Here is a 17,116-nt window from a genome sequence, read left to right as displayed (position 1 = left end):
ATCATATGCTATTAAGATTAAATTAGAAGTATCATTAGATAAAAGAGGGAATAACATAGTTATCTTCCTTTTATTGTATCTCTATTAACTAATTATTACTCATTTATAAATAACTCTTCTATTTCTTCAAATGTATCAATTGCCAATTCAAGTTCATTTAAATCTAATCCTGTTATAGGTCTACCATGAGCAGCATCATTTCTATAGTCAAATACTTTTGTTATCTTTACTACTTCTTTTTTACAAATACTTGGTTTATGATTTTCTTTTATATAGTTTTTAATTAGCTTTCTGATTGGTAAATGAAAAGGATTGTCATTAGAGGAACTTAACTTACTTATCATTTCTTCAACATCAGAATCTAAAGAGTCTTTATACGTTCTAAGAAACTTTTCTTTTAGAGTTTCTTTTGATGAATGTAACTTTATTACAATAAAAGTAGAAACAAAAGATTCGAAAGCACCACAGAAATCCAGTATTGACCTTCTAAAGTTATGTTGAAGTAAATGTAGTTTTGCAGATTCTAGAAGTTGTGTATGAAAAGGTTGTTCTGTAACAATTTGTTCATTCTTTAATATCTCAGATTCCAAATTTGGAATACCTGTAGTAATCTTGACAAACTCCAAGCTTTGTGTAAGTCTTTTTATAATTTCTTTTTTCTCATTGTATTGTGTGAATGTTATCTTATTAATATGTGAAGGTATTACATCAGGAATATCACATCGTTCATTATCTTTACGAATGTAGTCAATAAGTTTGTTAATAAGAATTACACTATCTTTAATATAAGAAGGATATATTTTATAGTTTTTATATAGTTTGTCACTTGTAGGTGGCAGATTCAAATCTGTGGTATATATACCTTTAATAAAAACTTGTAAGAAAGAGTTTTTGTAGAGTCCATTTGTATCCATCATACATTCAATGTTTGTTTCACCTTCTGATTCGAAAGAAGCATTAATATTACTAATGGTTTTATTTTCTAAAACGATCGTACCTTCTTTAAGTTTATAAGCACCCGCTGATATTGGTATATGAAATGGTAATTGAATATCTATAATAATAAAAGCATCATCAAAAGAGTTAAAAGTATTATGTCTTTGAATCTCTAATCTATCATAGTAGTCTATACTTTTTAAGTTTGAAATACCTTTGACGAATTTTGTTTCTTTGAAATAGAACTTACTTTTATCCAACTTGAGTTCTTCTATAAGAATCTTACAAGCTTTAACTTTACCTAGTAAAGTACTTATTTCTACTTCCTTAATACGTTTATTTATAAGAAGTGCTTTATCAGTTTCATTTCTGAAATGCTTTGAGAATAGCTTGAATGCATCATCGTATAGAGGTATTCCCAGTTCTCTTTTATTGTTTATTCTAAATGCAAAAAATATACGAGAAGCCTCTATACTGTTAGAATGATCTAATTCTATAAATTCCTTAACTTGTGATAGTAAAAGTTTATTATGTTTTTTATCACTAATTAGAGACATAGAAACAGAAGCAAGCCATTCAATTTCGTTATTTAATGATTGTGCTATCTTCATTTCTTCTTGAGTACCTTGTGCTCGTAACTCTGGTATTCCTTCTAGTGCTCTATTAAGATGATTTATATGTAGTGCAACTTTATTCCAGTCACCATCTTTCTTACTAGGAACAGTTAGTTGAGGATAATGAGTTGGAATGTGAATAGAAGATGAGATATTACAATCTGAATCTGTGACATTTAAGAAAGGAGGTTGCCCTCCCGTTTTAGTTAGAAGTTCTTTAAGATGATTTTCTAGTTCTTTAGGGAACCAAACTTTTCCTACAGCCATATATTACTCCTTATTTAAATATACAATTTTTTATACAAGGATACTCTAAAAACATTAGATTACAATTTTTAAAGCAGCTAATCCCATCACTTAAAGGACTGAGCTAGATTTCCAATAATCAACTGCCATCCATCAATTACAATAAAGAAGATGATTTTAATAGGTAGAGATATCATAACAGGTGGCAGCATCATCATCCCTAGACTCATTAAAATAGATGCTACGATAATATCTATTACTAAAAAAGGTAAGAATATTAGAAAACCTATTTCAAAGGCTGTCCTAAGCTCACTTACTATAAATGCAGGCATTAATAATGTTAAAGGAACATCATCAATATTTTTAGGATTTGGCTCTTTTTTAATACGGTAGAATAGGGCAATATCAGATTCTCTAGTATTTTTAATCATAAACTCTTTAAAAGGCTTAATTCCTCTTTCAAAAGCAAGTTCATAACCTATTTGTTCATTCATATATGGTTGAACCCCATCTTCCCATGATTTTTTTGCATATGGTTCCATGATAAATATAGTTAGTATTAATGCAAGTGAAATTACAATTTGAGTTGGAGGAGTTTGTTGTAATCCCATTGCTTGTCGTAAAAGAGAAAATACAATTACAATTCTTGTAAATGAAGTTACCATTAAAATCAGTGTTGGAGCTAATACAAATAGTGTTAAAATAATAGCAATATTGATTGTTTTTACAAACTGTGCAGGATCATCAAGACCTGCGACTGAAAGGTTTACAATAGGAGCTGTATCTTCTGCAAATACGTATACAGTAAAAAGTAATAATGTTAATAAAAGTTTCAAATATAATCCTATGTAATAATTAAAATCATAATATCAAAAAAATAGTTAGTTTCTACTTTTGATATATCCCATTTCATAAAGCTTATCGTATATTTTACTCACAATTTCACCCGCTGCTGTACCACCATGTCCACCATGTTCAACTAATACATTTACAACATATTTAGGATTTTTATATGGTCCATATGTTGTAAGCCATGCATGTGATCTTTGATAATATTTTAATTCGCTTTCTTTCATTCTTACTTTTTCAGATTGAGGAATACTAACAACTTGTGCTGTTCCTGTTTTTCCTGCAATTGTTATTTTAGAATTAATATTTTTTGTAGCGGTACCTTTAATGTGATGAGTTACATCATACATTCCACGTCTTAATATATTTAATTGTGATTCTGGTACTTTTAAATCTTCAGGCTCTTCATAATTAGCTTTGTAAAAATGTGGTTTTGGAAGTTTCCCTGTTGCTATAAATGCAGTGTATCTTGCCATTTGCATAGGAGTTACAAGCATATTTCCTTGACCAATAGATGTAATTACAGTTTCCCCTACATACCAAGGTTGTTTGAATTTTTTTTCTTTCCATAGTTTATTTGGGTTTACACCAAAGAATTCATTTACTTGATCAACACCTGTTTGTTTACCAAATCCAAATTTATCTAAAGTTTGAGATATTTTATTTATTCCAATTCTAAGACTTCCTTTATAAAAGAAGTCATCACAACTTTCTCTAATTGCTTTTCTAAAGTTTACTTTGCCATGCCCAAATCTTTTCCAACATCTAAAGTTTCTGTTTCCAATTCTTATAGAACCTGAACAGTTTACTGTGTAGTTTTCATCTATACCATTTTCTAAAAATGATAAAGCAACACCCATCTTTATAATAGATCCTGGAGGATATAATCCGTTGATAAGTTTATTTGTAAAAGGATGGCTAAGATCATTTCTCATTACATTCCACTCTTTTACAGAAATACCAGAAGCAAAGATATTATTATCAAACTCAGGCATCGAAGCCGCTGATAATATTTCACCATTATTCGCATCCATTACAATTATTGCACCACTTTTTTTACCAAAAATTTCTTGTATATATTTTTGTAATTCAATATCTAATGATATTTTAATACTATTATCAATAGAAGGTTCTTTTTCGTCAATTACTGCGATTTCTTGATTTAAAGCATTTACTTTTATATCTTTATAGCCAATTTCACCCTGTAGTTTTTCATTATAAAATTTTTCTAAACCATTTTTACCAATAATTCCATTATGTGCTGAAAGTTCATTTTTTAAAATATCTAATCTTGAGGCTTTTCCTACATAACCAATCACATGAGAAGCTGCTTTTCTATAAGGATAAAATCTTTTTACAGCTGATTCTATTTTCATACTATTTTTTGATGCAAAAAGAGTATATTTAGGAAAAAAATCTTCATAAGGGATATAATCAACTATTTTTACGTAATCATGATTATAAGCTGAATTCTCTCTATTGTATGCCCTTAGTAGTTTTTTCTTTTCAAAATCAGGAAAATGCTTAATTATTAAATCAATTGCTTTTTCAAGTTTATCTTTGTTCTTTTTTGAATTTAAATGTGGCTTGATTAAAATCGAAAACCCCATTTGATTTACAGCAAGTTTTTTACCATTTCTATCTTCGATAATTCCTCTAACGGGAATTTTCTTAACTCTACTAATATAATTTCTTTTTGATAATTCTTCATAATATGTATTTGATTTTATACTTAAAAAGTATACTCTAGAAAGTAGAGTTATCATAATTACAATAATGAATAAAAATATAATGTTTAGTCTATTAATCAAATAAATACTCCAAAAAATAATAAGTCAATGATGATGTTTACAAATATTATAGCAATAAAACTATCAGACATTCCAATTGTCATAACCCATATTAAAAATACTCCAAGATAAAAGATTAATATATAAATATATTCATTCAACTTGTTAAAAGACATCATCCTATCAATATTTGGAATAATAAATATATAAATAAATAATGATAATAAAGTTAAAGACAAAGGCTTTAAACCAGAGTTTATTTCAATAAAAATAAATGTAAAAACAACAAAAATGAGTGAATATAGATATTTTCTTTTAAGACATACATAAAATGATATAAAAGTAATACCTGCAATCATAATCAATAAAAAATGTATAGAAGATATTGTATTTATAGTAATAATTACTAATAATAATGTGAATAGAAAAATTGGATTATCTAAATTGTTTCGAGTCATATAATATAATACTTCTTATAGTTTATCGCGATTATATTATAAAATTTCTTATATTCATATCAATTTAGTTTAAATTTTTCTCTTCATAACTATCTTTAAATTCTTTATTTTTATTAGACAAGTCATATATAAAAGAGAATATTTCGGCAACAGCTTTATACATACTTCCTGGTATTTCTTTTTCAATATCTATTTGAGATAAAAGTTCAACTAAATCTTCATCTTTTTTAATTGGAATATCATGTTCATTTGCTAGTTTTATGATGTTTGAAGCAGTTTCTCCTTTTCCTTTAGCTATAAGACTTGGAGCACTGTCTTTTTCCATATCATATTTTAAGGCGACTGCTTTTACAACTGGGGCTTGCGCTTGTTCTATATTTTTATCTTCCATTTTAAGCCCTTATATCGACACTTGTTGTATTTTGATTATTGTAAGGATTTACAAATACATCAGTTTTTTTCTCTACTTGTGTTTTTTCACTTTCTTCTTTTAAGTCTAATAGTTTAATATTTACAGGAATTAAATCTACATCATTTAGAGCTTTTTTCAAGTTTATAAGATTATCTTTTACAGCTACTTTAAAATGTTCTCTTTGCGCATGAATAGTTAAATCAATTTTATTTTTGTCATACATAGCTAGCATTAAATCAACTTTTCCAAAATCTTTTAGTGTTAGATTAATCTGACAATAAAACTTTTCTTCATCAACTTTTTTCATATTTATAGAGCCATCTTCAAGCATATCCCATAAAAATGGAACATATACATTATTTGAATTTCCCGTATGAGATAAAAGTTGATGATAATCTATTTGTGTTAGCATTTTATCAACTTGTTTAAACATCTCTTGTGATTTTGGATCTGTTTTTGAAGCTAAGTCATCTTGCATTTGTAATAAAACAGATTTCATATCATTTGAGATTTGACTTGTTTCATTTTTTACTGGATTTTGGCCTAGATTTACATTTACAATATTCTCTTTTAAAATATTTTCAATTTTATCTACAACTTTTAATAAATTGTTTTGTATATTGGAGTTATTTTGATTTGATGATAAGTTTGTAATGTCATCTTTTAGTGACATTAATAAAGTTGATAGGTTTGAAGTGAAATTATTTGTAAAAGTACTTATATTATTTGCAATATTTGTTTGTAAATTAGAAATTGGGTTTTCTACTTTTGTAAAAAGTGTTTGTATGTTTTCTAGTTTTGAAATTACTTGATTTAAAGTTTTATTATCTATATTGGGCAAATTAGATAACTCAGTTTTTAATTGTCCCAAGTTTTGTTTTAAGTTATCAATCAATGAACTTTTATCATTTACTATTGTTTGGGAATTTAATACTTTTTGTTCTAAATTTGTAATTTCGCTAGCAATATTTTTTAGATTTAAAACAAGTGTTGAAATATTATTATTTGTATTTGCTGCATTTTTAATATCATTAGAGTTTATTAGTTGATTAAGTAGGGCTTTAGGCTCAATTAATTTATCGTTTTTTGTAAATAAGTCATTGGTTTTAATCAAGGAATCAATTTGAGATAGAAGATTCTTTGTTTGATTTTGAGGGTTATTATTTAAAACTTCATTTTTTATTTGTACTAATAAGTCTTTAGTTTGGGTATTAATCGCATTTTTACTTTCTAAAACTTGAGGGTTTTGTGATTGTGTATTTTGGATTTTTGATTCAACAAGAGAACCCTTACTTATTAAAGAGCTTAATTGATTTGTTAAGTTGGATAAGTTTTGTGTTCCTTTATCTGCTAAGGATGTGCTTAGGTTTTGTAATAATGAAACTAAACTTTTCATATTTGATGCTTGATTTGTACTTGATATTTGAGTATTTGGTTTCACTAATTTAGTAATTAAATCACTAATTTGTTTAGCCTGAGGAGAATTTATATCTTTCATAATATTTTGAATTTGATTTAGTAGTTTATCAAGTCCTACATTTAAACCTGTTCCTTTTTGAGTGTTTTGAGCAATTTTTGATTCAAGAAATACTCCTGATTTTCCTAATTGTTCTTTTAAACTATTTGCATCTAGATTTTTTATATCTTTTAAAAAGTTTTCTAATAATGGCTTGAATTTAGCAAGATTACTATTTGAATCTATTTGATTTAAAAGTGTTGTTGTTGATTTTGAGAAAGAACCTAAATCTTTAAATAAAGAAGAGTTTTTTATCATATTCTCAATTGTTGAGTTTGATTTACCTCCACTTTTTACTTGATCAAATAAATTTTTCAATACTTCACTAGCAGAGTTAGATTTATTCTGCGGCATTTGTTGAAGTGTTTTTGTATCAGCTTCTTTAAGTACAGTTTTAAGAGCTTTATTATCTTTTGGAATAAGTATATTTAATAATGGATTATCTGCAACTAACATAGAAGAAGTATATCATAAAATATAAAGTTAAAAAAGAAATAACTCTTAAATTTACTATTAGAATATATAAGAGTATTTTTAATACAATATAAAAATGAAATTATTCTAAGGTAAATAGATGAAGTTTGATGTTGCAGTACCAATTGATGGTTTTAAAGATGAAAAAGAATTTATTTTCACTAAAGTAGATGATTTCTTTTCTACAATTACAGCAGTTGAAAGCCAAAAAGAAATAAGACTTATGAACTTTGGAGCTTTGAAAAAAGTAGCATTCACTTTACCTGAAGAGTTTATGAAAAAATTAGAAATCGCTAGTTTTGATGATATCTCAATATATTATGTGTTTGTTCTTCAAGGGGTAAATACAGAAAATTCTTTAAATACTTTCTCTCCTATAATTCTAAATAATAAAAATCTAAAAATGGGTCAAATTCATTTAGATTCTTCTATGTTAGGCTTAGAACTTTTTGATCAAATACTTCCTAAATTCTAATTTAATATCTTTCTTTTTCACTTTATGTTAATATATTGTGATTTTTATTAGGGAGTTACTATGATTAGAGTTTTTTTATTATTATCAATTGGTGCAACATTATACGCAAATTCGGACTATGTTCCTTTTAGTAAGTTTTCTAAAAGTGACCAAATAAAGTATAACTTTAATAAAATTGAAGTAGATTATAGTAAAAATATTAAAATTGGAAAACCAATAGTTCAAGAAGTTACTAAGACTAAAGAAACAAACTTAGTAGTGGAAAAAGAACAAATACATCAACCTGTAAATGAAAAACAATTAGAAAAAGAAACGTCGAAAAATAATACTATTCAAAAAACAAGATATAACAAAGATATATTATACTCTGCAAGATTAACATACTCTCCTCTTAGCACTAAGTTAGATGATTTAGAAAAAGATAATTCTACTTTGTATGAGCCTAGTGGGTCTGTAAGTTTTGGAAATCATAAAATTGAAGCTAATTATTTTAAAAGTGAAAATGGTTTTTTCTCAGATCTTTTAAATACAGAAACTATTTGGTATAAATTAGCTTATAAACATAATTATAAAAATGTAAATTTTGGTCTTGCATTTAATCATTTAATTTTTGATACTGATTTATTTTCAAAAGAAAAGGAAACTTTTCCTTCTTTAGAAATAGATTTCAAAAACAGTTTAGATTACATTGATTTTGAATATGGAGGTTCTGTAGGAATAGGAAATAATATTGACTATTCATATGAATATTTCTTTAATATAAATATTAAACCATCTATACATAGTGATGAATCTTTTGTTGTTGGGTATAAAAATAGAACATTTAATATTAAAAATATAATTAATGATGAATTAAAAGTTGAATTTGCTGGGCCATTTATTGGTGTTAATGTAAATTTCTAAATTATATAAATATTACAAAATGCAATAATTTCATATAGTATAAAAAACTTTTAGCTATAATTATGCTAATTATAATAAAAAGGTTTATACATATGGAAGAAGTAGTAATTTGGCATAATCCTAGATGCTCAAAATCTAGAAATGCTTTAAATTTATTAGAAGAAAAAAATATTGATTCAAAAGTTTTTGACTATTTAGAATCTAAACCTACTAGAAAAGAAATCACAAATATTTTAGAACTATTAAGTATAAATGCTAAAGATCTCTTACGAAAAAGTGAAACAATTTATAAAGAATTGAATTTAAAAGAAGAGAATGATGAAAATAAAATCATTGATGCAATGGTAGAAAACCCTATACTAATAGAGCGACCTATAATTATAGATGGAGATGAAGCAGTAATTGCAAGACCAATTGAAAATATGGAGTTATTATTAAAGAAATACATGTAAAACAACTAAGAATTAGATATATAAGAGTTTCAGAAAAATTCTTTACTAGAACTGTATCTTTATTAAAATTAGAGAATTTTGACCATGAAAAATTTAAAATTAGAACATTAAAGAATTATGAAGATTTTAAAAAAGCTGAAGAAATGGAATTATACTCTCCTTATATGACTGACATAAAAAATTTTATTGAGAAAACTATGATGTTTGTAAATGAACACTCAAAAACTTTTGAAGATGAAAGAGCTATTTTATTAAAAGATGCAAATCTTTTACAAAAAGAGAAGAATAACCAATCTTATAGTAAAGATAAACATAAAAACAATAAATTTAATGATGAATACTAATGGCCAAAGAAGAAGAATATAAAACCTTCAAGCTCTCAGGTGTTATAAAAAAAGTTCTTTATACAAATGAAGAAACAAAATATGTAATTGCTGTTTTAGAAAACAATCAAAAGATTTGTGGTGCTTATTTTGACACAGATATTGAAAAAATTGTTGGAGAAGAAGTTGTATTAAAAGGGAATTGGACTACTCATAAGAAATATGGAGTTCAATTTGAATTTGATACCTTAGAGTTAAAAGAAGCAGAAATGTTCTTTTTTCTTACAAAAATAGTAAAAGGTGTTGGCAAAAAATTTGCTAAAGAATTATTAGAAGAATACAAAGAAGAAGAGCTAGTAAAAATACTAAATGAAAAACCTGAAGAATTATTGAAATTTAAAGGAATAAAAGAAAAAAAACTTAAAATGATTGTCTCTTCTTGGCAAAAATTTAAACATCTACGTGAACTTGGATCTTTCCTAGCAAAATTCGGAGTGACTTCAAACCTAATTACTAGAATATATTCTAGTTTAGGTGAAGTTGATAACCTAATAGAAAAAATTAAAAAAAACCCATACCTTCTAATAAACATAAAAGGAATAGGTTTTAAACGTGCAGATGAGATAGCAAAAGCTTTAGGAATAGACCCTTTCTCTGAGTTTAGAATAATGGCATGTTTAAATTACACTCTACGAGAGTACTGTGATAATAATGGTAACTCATCTATTGATAAGTTTCATTTATATAAGCTTTTAGATGATTCTTTAAGGTTTAATGATAAAAATGATTTATACGAAGAATCATTAACTAAAATGTTAGTTGACGAAGATATTTTTGTAACAAAAGAAAATCGTTATGCACCTTCTATTCTTTATTATGCAGAAAAAAGAATTTTAGAATTTTTTCAAAGAAGAGAAAATGAACTAAATCGAAAAATTATTGCTTCTTTTGATGATTATCTAGTAAAAAAGCAACTAACTTTAGGTTTTGAATTGAGTACCGAACAAAAAAAAGCAGTAGAGTTGATAAATGAAGGTCATAATACACTTTTTCTGATTGGTTATGCTGGAACGGGTAAATCAACATCTAGTAAAGCAATCTTACAGTTACTTGAAGAAGTGGTTTCTTATGATGATATTATTACTATTGCTTTAAGTGGAATAGCAAGTCAGCGGATTTCTGATACAACTGGATATAATTCTGCAACTATTCAATCTCTTTTAATGAAATATAAAGAGAAAGATTTTTTTCCACATAAGGTTATTTTATTAGATGAAGCATCAATGGTTAATTCTGTTACCTTTTATCAAATTATCTCAAAAATTGATGATGATACCGTTTTTATTATCGTAGGTGATGATGGTCAATTACCTGCAATTGGTGCAGGAAATATATTAGCTGATTCAATAAAGTATGACTTAGCTCCAGTTTGTAAACTAACAAAAATTTATCGTCAAAATGAAAATCAAGCAATAGCAGTTATTGCAAATGATATAAGAAAGGGTGAAGTCCCTAAATATGACCAAGAATATGAGGATTTTAAGTTTGTGAATGTTTCTATTTCAAACTACTATTCACAAAAAAATTCTAATTCTTCAAATGAATTTGCAGATATTAGAGGTGAAAACTCAGAACATATTTTAAATAATATATTAAATATTTCTGCAACGTATATTCAAAATTATTTTGATTTAATTAAAGACAAGAAAATAAATAAAGCACTAACTTTATTTCAAGTAATTACACCAATGAAAGGTGGATTATTAGGTGTTGAGAACTTAAATATGCAGCTTCAAAAACTTTTTAATCATACAAAAGGTAAGGCATATTCTACCAAACTTTATGAGTATAAAATTACAGATAAAGTAATACATATTAAAAATGAAAATATGAGATCTCAGACTATGACTATGTATAAAAGTGGTTCAAGTGATTTTATAGAAAAAAGAGTTTTTAATGGTCAGTTAGGGCTTATAATAAAGCTAGATTTTGATGAAAATAAGTGTATTGTATTATATCCAAATGATGATATGGTAGTTTTTTATGACTTTGATACAATTGCATCATTATTGTCTTTAGCATATTGTTTAACTATTCATAAAACACAAGGGATGGAGTATGAAAATGCATTAATTCCAATGAGCTTTTCTCACTATATCATGCATAATACAAAACTACTTTATACTGCAATTACAAGGGCAAAGAGTATGTGTTTTATTGTAGGAGAAGAGGAAGCTTTTGTAAGTGCATGTAAGAAACTTGAGATTACTATACGCGAATCGGTTATAAATGATTTATTATCTAAGGCCGCAATTAAAAATAAACTAATAGATATTTAACTAAAATTCAAGCAAATCTTTAGTAATATAACTAAAATTTTTAAGAGGATTATATTTTATGATTACGTGGATGCAAAGACATAAAAGATGGCTTGTGATTACAATTTGGATAAGTACTATTGCGTTTGTAGGAGCAGGTTTTGTTGGCTGGGGTTCTTATGAATTTGGAAAAGAGGGCGGAACTGTAGCAGTTGTAGCTGATAGAGAAGTTTCTGTTGAAGAATATCAAGAAGAATATTCAAGTCTTTATGATCAATATGCAAGATTATTTGGTAGCACATTTAACAAAGATATGGCAGATAAATTAAACTTAAGAGATCTTGCTTATAATCAAGTTATTCAAAAGAATTTAATTTTAACTTATGCTGATTCTTTAGGTTTAGATGTAACAGATCAAGATATCGCTAAAGAATTATTAAAATATAATGCTTTTATGAAAGATGGGAAGTTTGACAAACCTACTTATGTTAATGTTTTATCACAAAATAGAACTACACCTGTTAAATTCGAAGAGTCATTAAAGAGAAATATTTTATTACAAAAAGTTCAATCATTATTTGAAATTAAACCAAATAAAAATGAAATAGAAAATTTAAATAAGTTATTATTTGTAGAGGATGATATTACTTACAAAATCTTAAGTATGAAAGATATTACAGTATCTCCTACTGAAACAGAATTAAAAGAATATTGGGAAGCAAATAAAAATGCATATATGTCAGAAGTTTCATATATTTTTGAAACAAGTGAGGTTCCAGTAGTCTCTGCAAATTCTAGTGAAGAAGATATTTTAAAACATCATAGTAAATTTAAAATTGATTATAAAAAAGAAGATGGAAAAATTAAATCATTTGATGAAGCAAAAGCTGAAGTTATAAAAGAATTAGATAATAAATTTACTAAAAAAGAAGCATTAAAAAAATATCTTAAAATAAAGAAAGCTGAAGAAACATTAACTTCATCAAGTACTTTGGATGAAAGTAAACTTCCTTATAGTTCTGAAAATAATAAGCAAATCATTGATGCAAAACCAGGTGATTTATTAAAACCATTCTTAGATGGTGATAAGTTTGTTATTGTAAAAGTTTTAGCAAAAAATGAATCTAAACCTTTATCTTACGAAGATGCTTTAGAAAATGTGAAAGTTTCATATGAAAAAGTTGCTAAAGCTAAAAAACTTGATGAACTAGCAAAAACAGAATTAGAAAATTTTGTTGGAACAGATGTTAAAGGTGTATCAAGACAATCAATAGATAAAATTGTAGGTTTACAGCCACAAGAAACTGCTGATTTTTTAAGCCAATTATTTTCATTAACAACAAAAACTGGTACAATCAAAATAAATGATAAAGTTGTATTATTTAGAATAAATAATTCTAAATTAGGAACTTATGATAAAGCAAGAGATGAATCTGTAAAAAGCACTATTGTACAATTACAAAGCGAAGAATTAATGAATAATCTTGTAAAAAGATTAGAAAATAAATACGAAGTACAGTCATCTATACAAACAAAGGAATAACAATTGAATAATACTCTTTTAGCAATTGATATTGGTTCATGTTCAATAACAGCAGTTATTGCGAAGCATGATTTAGAGTCTAATATTAATATCCTTGGTACTGCTGTACAAAAGAGTGAGGGTGTTAATAAAGGGATAATCATAAATATAGAAGAGGCTTCAAAAGCTATTAAAGACGCAATTAATATAGCAAAAAGAAGTACAACTGAAGTTATTGACACTTCAGTTGTTTCTATTTCAGGTTCTTATACAAAAAGTATTAGAAGTTCAGGTTCTGTAAATGTTCCTAATGGCCTTATTACTGAAACTGAAATTAACCAAGTAATGCAAATGGCATTATATAACGCCACTATAGTTCCTGAATATGAAGTAGTTCATGTTGTACCTATTTTCTTTAAAGTTGATGATTCTGTTGATGTTGATAATCCTCTTAACATGAATGGTTCTAGACTTGAAGTTTCTGTGTATATAGTAACTGCAAAAAGAACAGCTCTTACAAATATAAAATCAGCTCTTAAAATATCAGGTGTTGATGTAACACGATTTGTGTTAGATGGTTATGCATCTGCCATTTCTATATTGGACGAACAACAAAAGAAGTTTGGAGCAACTGTAATTAATATAGGTTCTACAACTACAGAATTTGTATGTTATAAAGGTAATTCATTAATTTATAATGGATTTATTCCTGTTGGTTCAAATCATATAACAAATGATTTATCTGTAATGCTTCATACTCCACCAGCAGCTGCTGAAAAAATTAAAACAGAATATGGTTCTTTAACAAAAGATTATTCTTCAGCAACAGATTTAGGTGTAACTAAAGTTAAAATACCTAGAATTGGAGATGAAGAAATGCATTCTGAAATTGCATTAAATCGTATCCAAACAATAATCCATGCAAGAATTGAAGAGATATTAATACTTGTAAAAAATCAGTTAAAGAAAAGTGGAATTTTAGATAATGTTGGTTCTGGAATTGTAATAACAGGTGGTATGAGTAATTTAGAAGGTATTAAAGCACTTGCTATAAAAATCTATGATGGTATTCCTATTTCTTTATCAAATCCTAAAAATATTGAAAATGGTTATATGAGTTTTGATGATCCTAAGATGTCTACAATTGTAGGCTTACTTGTATACTCTTTAGGAATTAATAGAAGTTACGAATTAGACTCAAGTAAGAAACTAATGAAACCAGTTAAAAAACAGGCTATTGCTGAAGAAAAAGCAATAAACAATAATTCAATTAATACTAAATCTGCTTCTAATAAACATAGAGAAGATTTAAACTTAAAAGATGACCCCACAATTTTAACACCTTTACGAAAAGATAAGAAAAAAGGTGTTTCAAAATTCTGGAGTAAAGTATCGGAGTGGTTTTAATGGATAACTTATTTAAAGTGGATGATATAAAAGTGGATATGCCAAATAAAGTTTTATCAGATAATGTAGCTAAAATTGCAGTTATTGGTGTTGGTGGTGGTGGTTGTAATATGATTAACCATATGATTAAAGAAGGTTCTCATAAAATCGATTTAATCGCTGCAAATACTGATTTGCAAGTTTTACATATTTCAAAAGCACCTAAGAAAATTCAACTTGGAATGAAATTAACAAAAGGTTTAGGCGCAGGAATGAAGCCAGAAATTGGTAGAGATTCTGCAGTTGAATCATATGAAGATATCAAATCTGCACTTAAGGGTGCAGATATTATCTTTATTGCTGCTGGTCTTGGTGGTGGAACTGGAACTGGTGCTGCTGCTATTATTGCAAAAGCTGCAAAAGAAATCGGTGCATTAACTGTTTCAGTTGTTACAAAACCATTTACATGGGAAGGTAAGAAACGAGCAGGTTTAGCAAACCTTGGCCTTGAAGAACTTAAAAAAGTATCAGATTCAATTATTGTAGTGCCAAATGATAGGTTATTAGAAATTATTGATGAAAATGTTGGAATGAAAGATGCTTTCAAAATTATTGATAATATTCTTTTCCAAGCAGTAAATGGAATGTCTGAGGTTATTTTAAATCCAGGTAATTCAGATATCAATACAGACTTTGCTGATGTTAAAACAATCATGCAACATCGTGGTATGGCTTTAATGGGAATTGGTAAAGCTAAAGGCGAAGATGCAGCACAAAGAGCATTAGAAGATGCTATTGACTCTCCTTTACTTGATAAAGTATCACTAAATGGTGCAAAAGGTATTTTAATACATTTTAATATCCATCCTCAAGTATCCTTATTTGCTATTAATGATGTTATGGGAACTATTAATGATAGAATGGATTCAAACGCAGAAATTATTTTTGGAACAACATCTGATTCTACACTTGAAACAGATGAAGTTAAAATTACAATTGTAGCAACTGGTTTTGAATCTAAAAATGATGAACACGAAGAACCTAGTGAAAATACAGAAGATGGAACTCAAAATACTATGTCTTCTGCCGATGACAACTATTTAGATGTACCACCTTTAATGAGAGATTACGTAGTACAATATCAAATTTAAACTACTAAAAAAATGAAGAATTAATCTTCTTCATTTTTTTCTATAATTACAATATCGAATGACGTTTGTTGAACAACTAATGCTTTTGTATCTGGAACTACTGCTAAATTATTAATATTTTTAATCTTTACTTTATATGTTTGTATTTCTTCCTCTAATGCTGCTATTCTTTCATTTAATTGTAAAATTACATCAACACCTGCTAAATTAACTCCAAGCTTTCTAGTTAGCGTTAAAACGTATTTAATATGATCTATATCTTTTTGAGAATAAAGTCTTATTTTCCCATTTGTTCGAGAAGGTGTAATTAATCCTTCTCGTTCATATTGTCTTAATGTTTGAGGATGAATATCTAAAATCTCTGCAACAGCCGAAATTAAAAAAACTGGTTCAATATAACTATTTGTTTCCATTCATCAATCCTTTTAATTTTCAGGAAGTTTCTCTTTTAGAACTTCAACTAAGTCTTCATCTAAGTCTTCAACTTTAGGTAATATAATATTTGCTTTTAAATATAAATCACCTTTAACACCAGCTTTTCTATTTAAAACTCCAAGCTCTTTAACTCTAAACTTTTGATTTTGTTTAGTATTTTGAGGAACTTTTAATGTGATATCTTTATGAATTGTTTTGATTTCAACTTTTCCACCAAATAAAGCTATTTTTAAAGGGATGTCAAATTTCTTAATCAATGTATCATCTTCTCTTTCATATTCAGGAGAAGGAGCAACATTGATTTTTAAAATTAAATCTCCTCTTTGTCCTTGGTAAGATTTACCTTTTCCTTTTGCTCTAATTTTTTGGCCATCTTGAATTCCTTCTGGAATTTTTATGTCAAATGAGTCATTATTTAATGTTACGTGTTGCTTACCACCTAAAACCGATACATCAAATGCAATAGTAAGTTGAGCACTTGTATCTAAATCTGGTTCGTTAAAACCACCAAATCCACCTTGTGAGAAGCCTCCTCCTCCAAATCCACCAGCACCTTGACCAAACATTTGTCTTAAAATATCATCTAAATCAGCATTTGAACCTTGTCCTCGTGCAAAGTCGTGGAAATTTTGATCTCCAAACATTGAGTCACCATGTTGGTCGTATTGTAATTTCTTTTGATCATCACTTAAAACTTCATATGCAGCATTTAATTCTTTGAATTTTTCTTCTGCATCTTTATCTTTATTTACATCTGGATGGTATTTTCTTGCTAATTTTCTATATGCTTTTTTAATTTCATCTTTTGATGCATTCTCACTTATTTCTAATGTTTCGTATAAACTTTTAGCCATTT

General features: G+C 27.1%; 16 protein-coding genes. 8 read left to right on the top strand and 8 right to left on the bottom strand.

All coding sequences use genetic code 11. From position 1 onward, the window contains the following. Positions 1-95 precede the first annotated feature (95 nt). From KO488_RS02485 to KO488_RS02460, 6 genes are all read right to left on the bottom strand, one after another. Entirely contained in the window at positions 96-1,817 is a 1,722-nt protein-coding gene (locus KO488_RS02485) for a hypothetical protein (RefSeq protein WP_216057208.1), read from the bottom strand. 86 nt (positions 1,818-1,903) lie between these two features. Next, positions 1,904-2,632 (bottom strand): flagellar type III secretion system pore protein FliP, encoded by a 729-nt coding sequence (fliP, locus tag KO488_RS02480; RefSeq protein ID WP_216057207.1) that lies wholly within the window; start codon positions 2,630-2,632, stop codon positions 1,904-1,906. A gap of 45 nt (positions 2,633-2,677) precedes the next feature. Beyond that, positions 2,678-4,456: a penicillin-binding protein 2 gene (mrdA, locus tag KO488_RS02475; protein ID WP_216057206.1), complete on the bottom strand. Its 1,779-nt coding sequence runs from the start codon at positions 4,454-4,456 to the stop codon at positions 2,678-2,680. After that, positions 4,453-4,893, bottom strand: coding sequence for a hypothetical protein (locus tag KO488_RS02470; RefSeq protein ID WP_216057205.1), 441 nt, complete (start codon positions 4,891-4,893; stop codon positions 4,453-4,455). The genes mrdA and KO488_RS02470 overlap by 4 nt, the downstream gene beginning before the upstream one ends. Positions 4,894-4,957: 64 nt before the next feature. Continuing rightward, entirely contained in the window at positions 4,958-5,284 is a 327-nt protein-coding gene (locus KO488_RS02465; protein WP_216057204.1) for an EscU/YscU/HrcU family type III secretion system export apparatus switch protein, read from the bottom strand. A 1-nt stretch (position 5,285) separates the two neighbouring features. After that, positions 5,286-7,277 (bottom strand): hypothetical protein, encoded by a 1,992-nt coding sequence (locus tag KO488_RS02460; RefSeq protein ID WP_216057203.1) that lies wholly within the window; start codon positions 7,275-7,277, stop codon positions 5,286-5,288. Positions 7,278-7,395: 118 nt separating this feature from the next. On the opposite strand from KO488_RS02460, the gene fliW reads away from it, so the two are divergent. The 8 genes from fliW (at position 7,396) to ftsZ (ending at position 15,825) form a co-directional block, all read left to right on the top strand. Continuing rightward, entirely contained in the window at positions 7,396-7,770 is a 375-nt protein-coding gene (fliW, locus tag KO488_RS02455; protein WP_216057202.1) for a flagellar assembly protein FliW, read from the top strand. 60 nt (positions 7,771-7,830) lie between these two features. Next, on the top strand, positions 7,831-8,673 hold the full coding sequence (locus KO488_RS02450) for a hypothetical protein (RefSeq protein WP_216057201.1): 843 nt from the start codon (positions 7,831-7,833) through the stop codon (positions 8,671-8,673). A gap of 92 nt (positions 8,674-8,765) precedes the next feature. After that, entirely contained in the window at positions 8,766-9,125 is a 360-nt protein-coding gene (gene arsC / locus KO488_RS02445; RefSeq protein ID WP_216057200.1) for an arsenate reductase (glutaredoxin), read from the top strand. A 143-nt stretch (positions 9,126-9,268) separates the two neighbouring features. Then, the gene (locus tag KO488_RS15165; RefSeq protein WP_228318973.1) at positions 9,269-9,469 is read left to right on the top strand and encodes a hypothetical protein; all 201 of its coding nucleotides are present in this window, start codon (positions 9,269-9,271) and stop codon (positions 9,467-9,469) included. Beyond that, a complete protein-coding gene (locus tag KO488_RS02435; protein WP_216057199.1) occupies positions 9,469-11,787 on the top strand; it encodes an AAA family ATPase in 2,319 nt (772 codons plus the stop codon). Before KO488_RS15165 ends, KO488_RS02435 begins: the two co-directional genes overlap by 1 nt. 58 nt (positions 11,788-11,845) lie before the next feature. Further along, positions 11,846-13,309, top strand: coding sequence for a peptidylprolyl isomerase (locus KO488_RS02430; RefSeq protein WP_216057198.1), 1,464 nt, complete (start codon positions 11,846-11,848; stop codon positions 13,307-13,309). Between the two features lie 3 nt (positions 13,310-13,312). Next, positions 13,313-14,695 (top strand): cell division protein FtsA, encoded by a 1,383-nt coding sequence (gene ftsA, locus KO488_RS02425; RefSeq protein ID WP_216057197.1) that lies wholly within the window; start codon positions 13,313-13,315, stop codon positions 14,693-14,695. Then, positions 14,695-15,825 carry a cell division protein FtsZ gene (gene ftsZ / locus KO488_RS02420; protein ID WP_216057196.1) on the top strand — a complete coding sequence of 377 codons (1,131 nt, stop codon included), beginning with the start codon at positions 14,695-14,697 and terminating at the stop codon, positions 15,823-15,825. Before ftsA ends, ftsZ begins: the two co-directional genes overlap by 1 nt. Positions 15,826-15,845: 20 nt before the next feature. Here the strand turns inward: ftsZ and KO488_RS02415 are convergent, their stop codons facing one another. Both KO488_RS02415 and KO488_RS02410 read right to left on the bottom strand, forming a co-directional pair. Then, positions 15,846-16,238, bottom strand: coding sequence for a heat shock protein transcriptional repressor HspR (locus KO488_RS02415; RefSeq protein WP_216057195.1), 393 nt, complete (start codon positions 16,236-16,238; stop codon positions 15,846-15,848). A 12-nt stretch (positions 16,239-16,250) separates the two neighbouring features. Then, on the bottom strand, positions 16,251-17,114 hold the full coding sequence (locus tag KO488_RS02410) for a DnaJ C-terminal domain-containing protein (RefSeq protein ID WP_216057194.1): 864 nt from the start codon (positions 17,112-17,114) through the stop codon (positions 16,251-16,253). Between the last annotated feature and the right edge of the window lie 2 nt (positions 17,115-17,116).

This window comes from Poseidonibacter lekithochrous (assembly GCF_018861145.1).
Lineage (GTDB): Bacteria > Campylobacterota > Campylobacteria > Campylobacterales > Arcobacteraceae > Poseidonibacter > Poseidonibacter lekithochrous_A.
Note: the sequence above shows the minus strand (reverse complement) of the source record. Positions and strands in the feature narration are given on the sequence as shown.

Bases quoted from the DNA above. Each gene is read 5' to 3' on its own strand.
- KO488_RS02430 (WP_216057198.1), top strand. From the start codon at position 11,846: ATGATTACGTGGATGCAAAGACATAAAAGATGGCTTGTGATTACAATT.
- ftsZ (WP_216057196.1), top strand. From the start codon at position 14,695: ATGGATAACTTATTTAAAGTGGATGATATAAAAGTGGATATGCCAAAT.
- KO488_RS02460 (WP_216057203.1), bottom strand. From the start codon at position 7,277: ATGTTAGTTGCAGATAATCCATTATTAAATATACTTATTCCAAAAGAT.
- KO488_RS15165 (WP_228318973.1), top strand. From the start codon at position 9,269: ATGGAATTATACTCTCCTTATATGACTGACATAAAAAATTTTATTGAG.
- arsC (WP_216057200.1), top strand. From the start codon at position 8,766: ATGGAAGAAGTAGTAATTTGGCATAATCCTAGATGCTCAAAATCTAGA.
- KO488_RS02485 (WP_216057208.1), bottom strand. From the start codon at position 1,817: ATGGCTGTAGGAAAAGTTTGGTTCCCTAAAGAACTAGAAAATCATCTT.
- KO488_RS02470 (WP_216057205.1), bottom strand. From the start codon at position 4,893: ATGACTCGAAACAATTTAGATAATCCAATTTTTCTATTCACATTATTA.
- KO488_RS02410 (WP_216057194.1), bottom strand. From the start codon at position 17,114: ATGGCTAAAAGTTTATACGAAACATTAGAAATAAGTGAGAATGCATCA.
- fliW (WP_216057202.1), top strand. From the start codon at position 7,396: ATGAAGTTTGATGTTGCAGTACCAATTGATGGTTTTAAAGATGAAAAA.
- KO488_RS02415 (WP_216057195.1), bottom strand. From the start codon at position 16,238: ATGGAAACAAATAGTTATATTGAACCAGTTTTTTTAATTTCGGCTGTT.
- KO488_RS02465 (WP_216057204.1), bottom strand. From the start codon at position 5,284: ATGGAAGATAAAAATATAGAACAAGCGCAAGCCCCAGTTGTAAAAGCA.
- KO488_RS02435 (WP_216057199.1), top strand. From the start codon at position 9,469: ATGGCCAAAGAAGAAGAATATAAAACCTTCAAGCTCTCAGGTGTTATA.
- KO488_RS02450 (WP_216057201.1), top strand. From the start codon at position 7,831: ATGATTAGAGTTTTTTTATTATTATCAATTGGTGCAACATTATACGCA.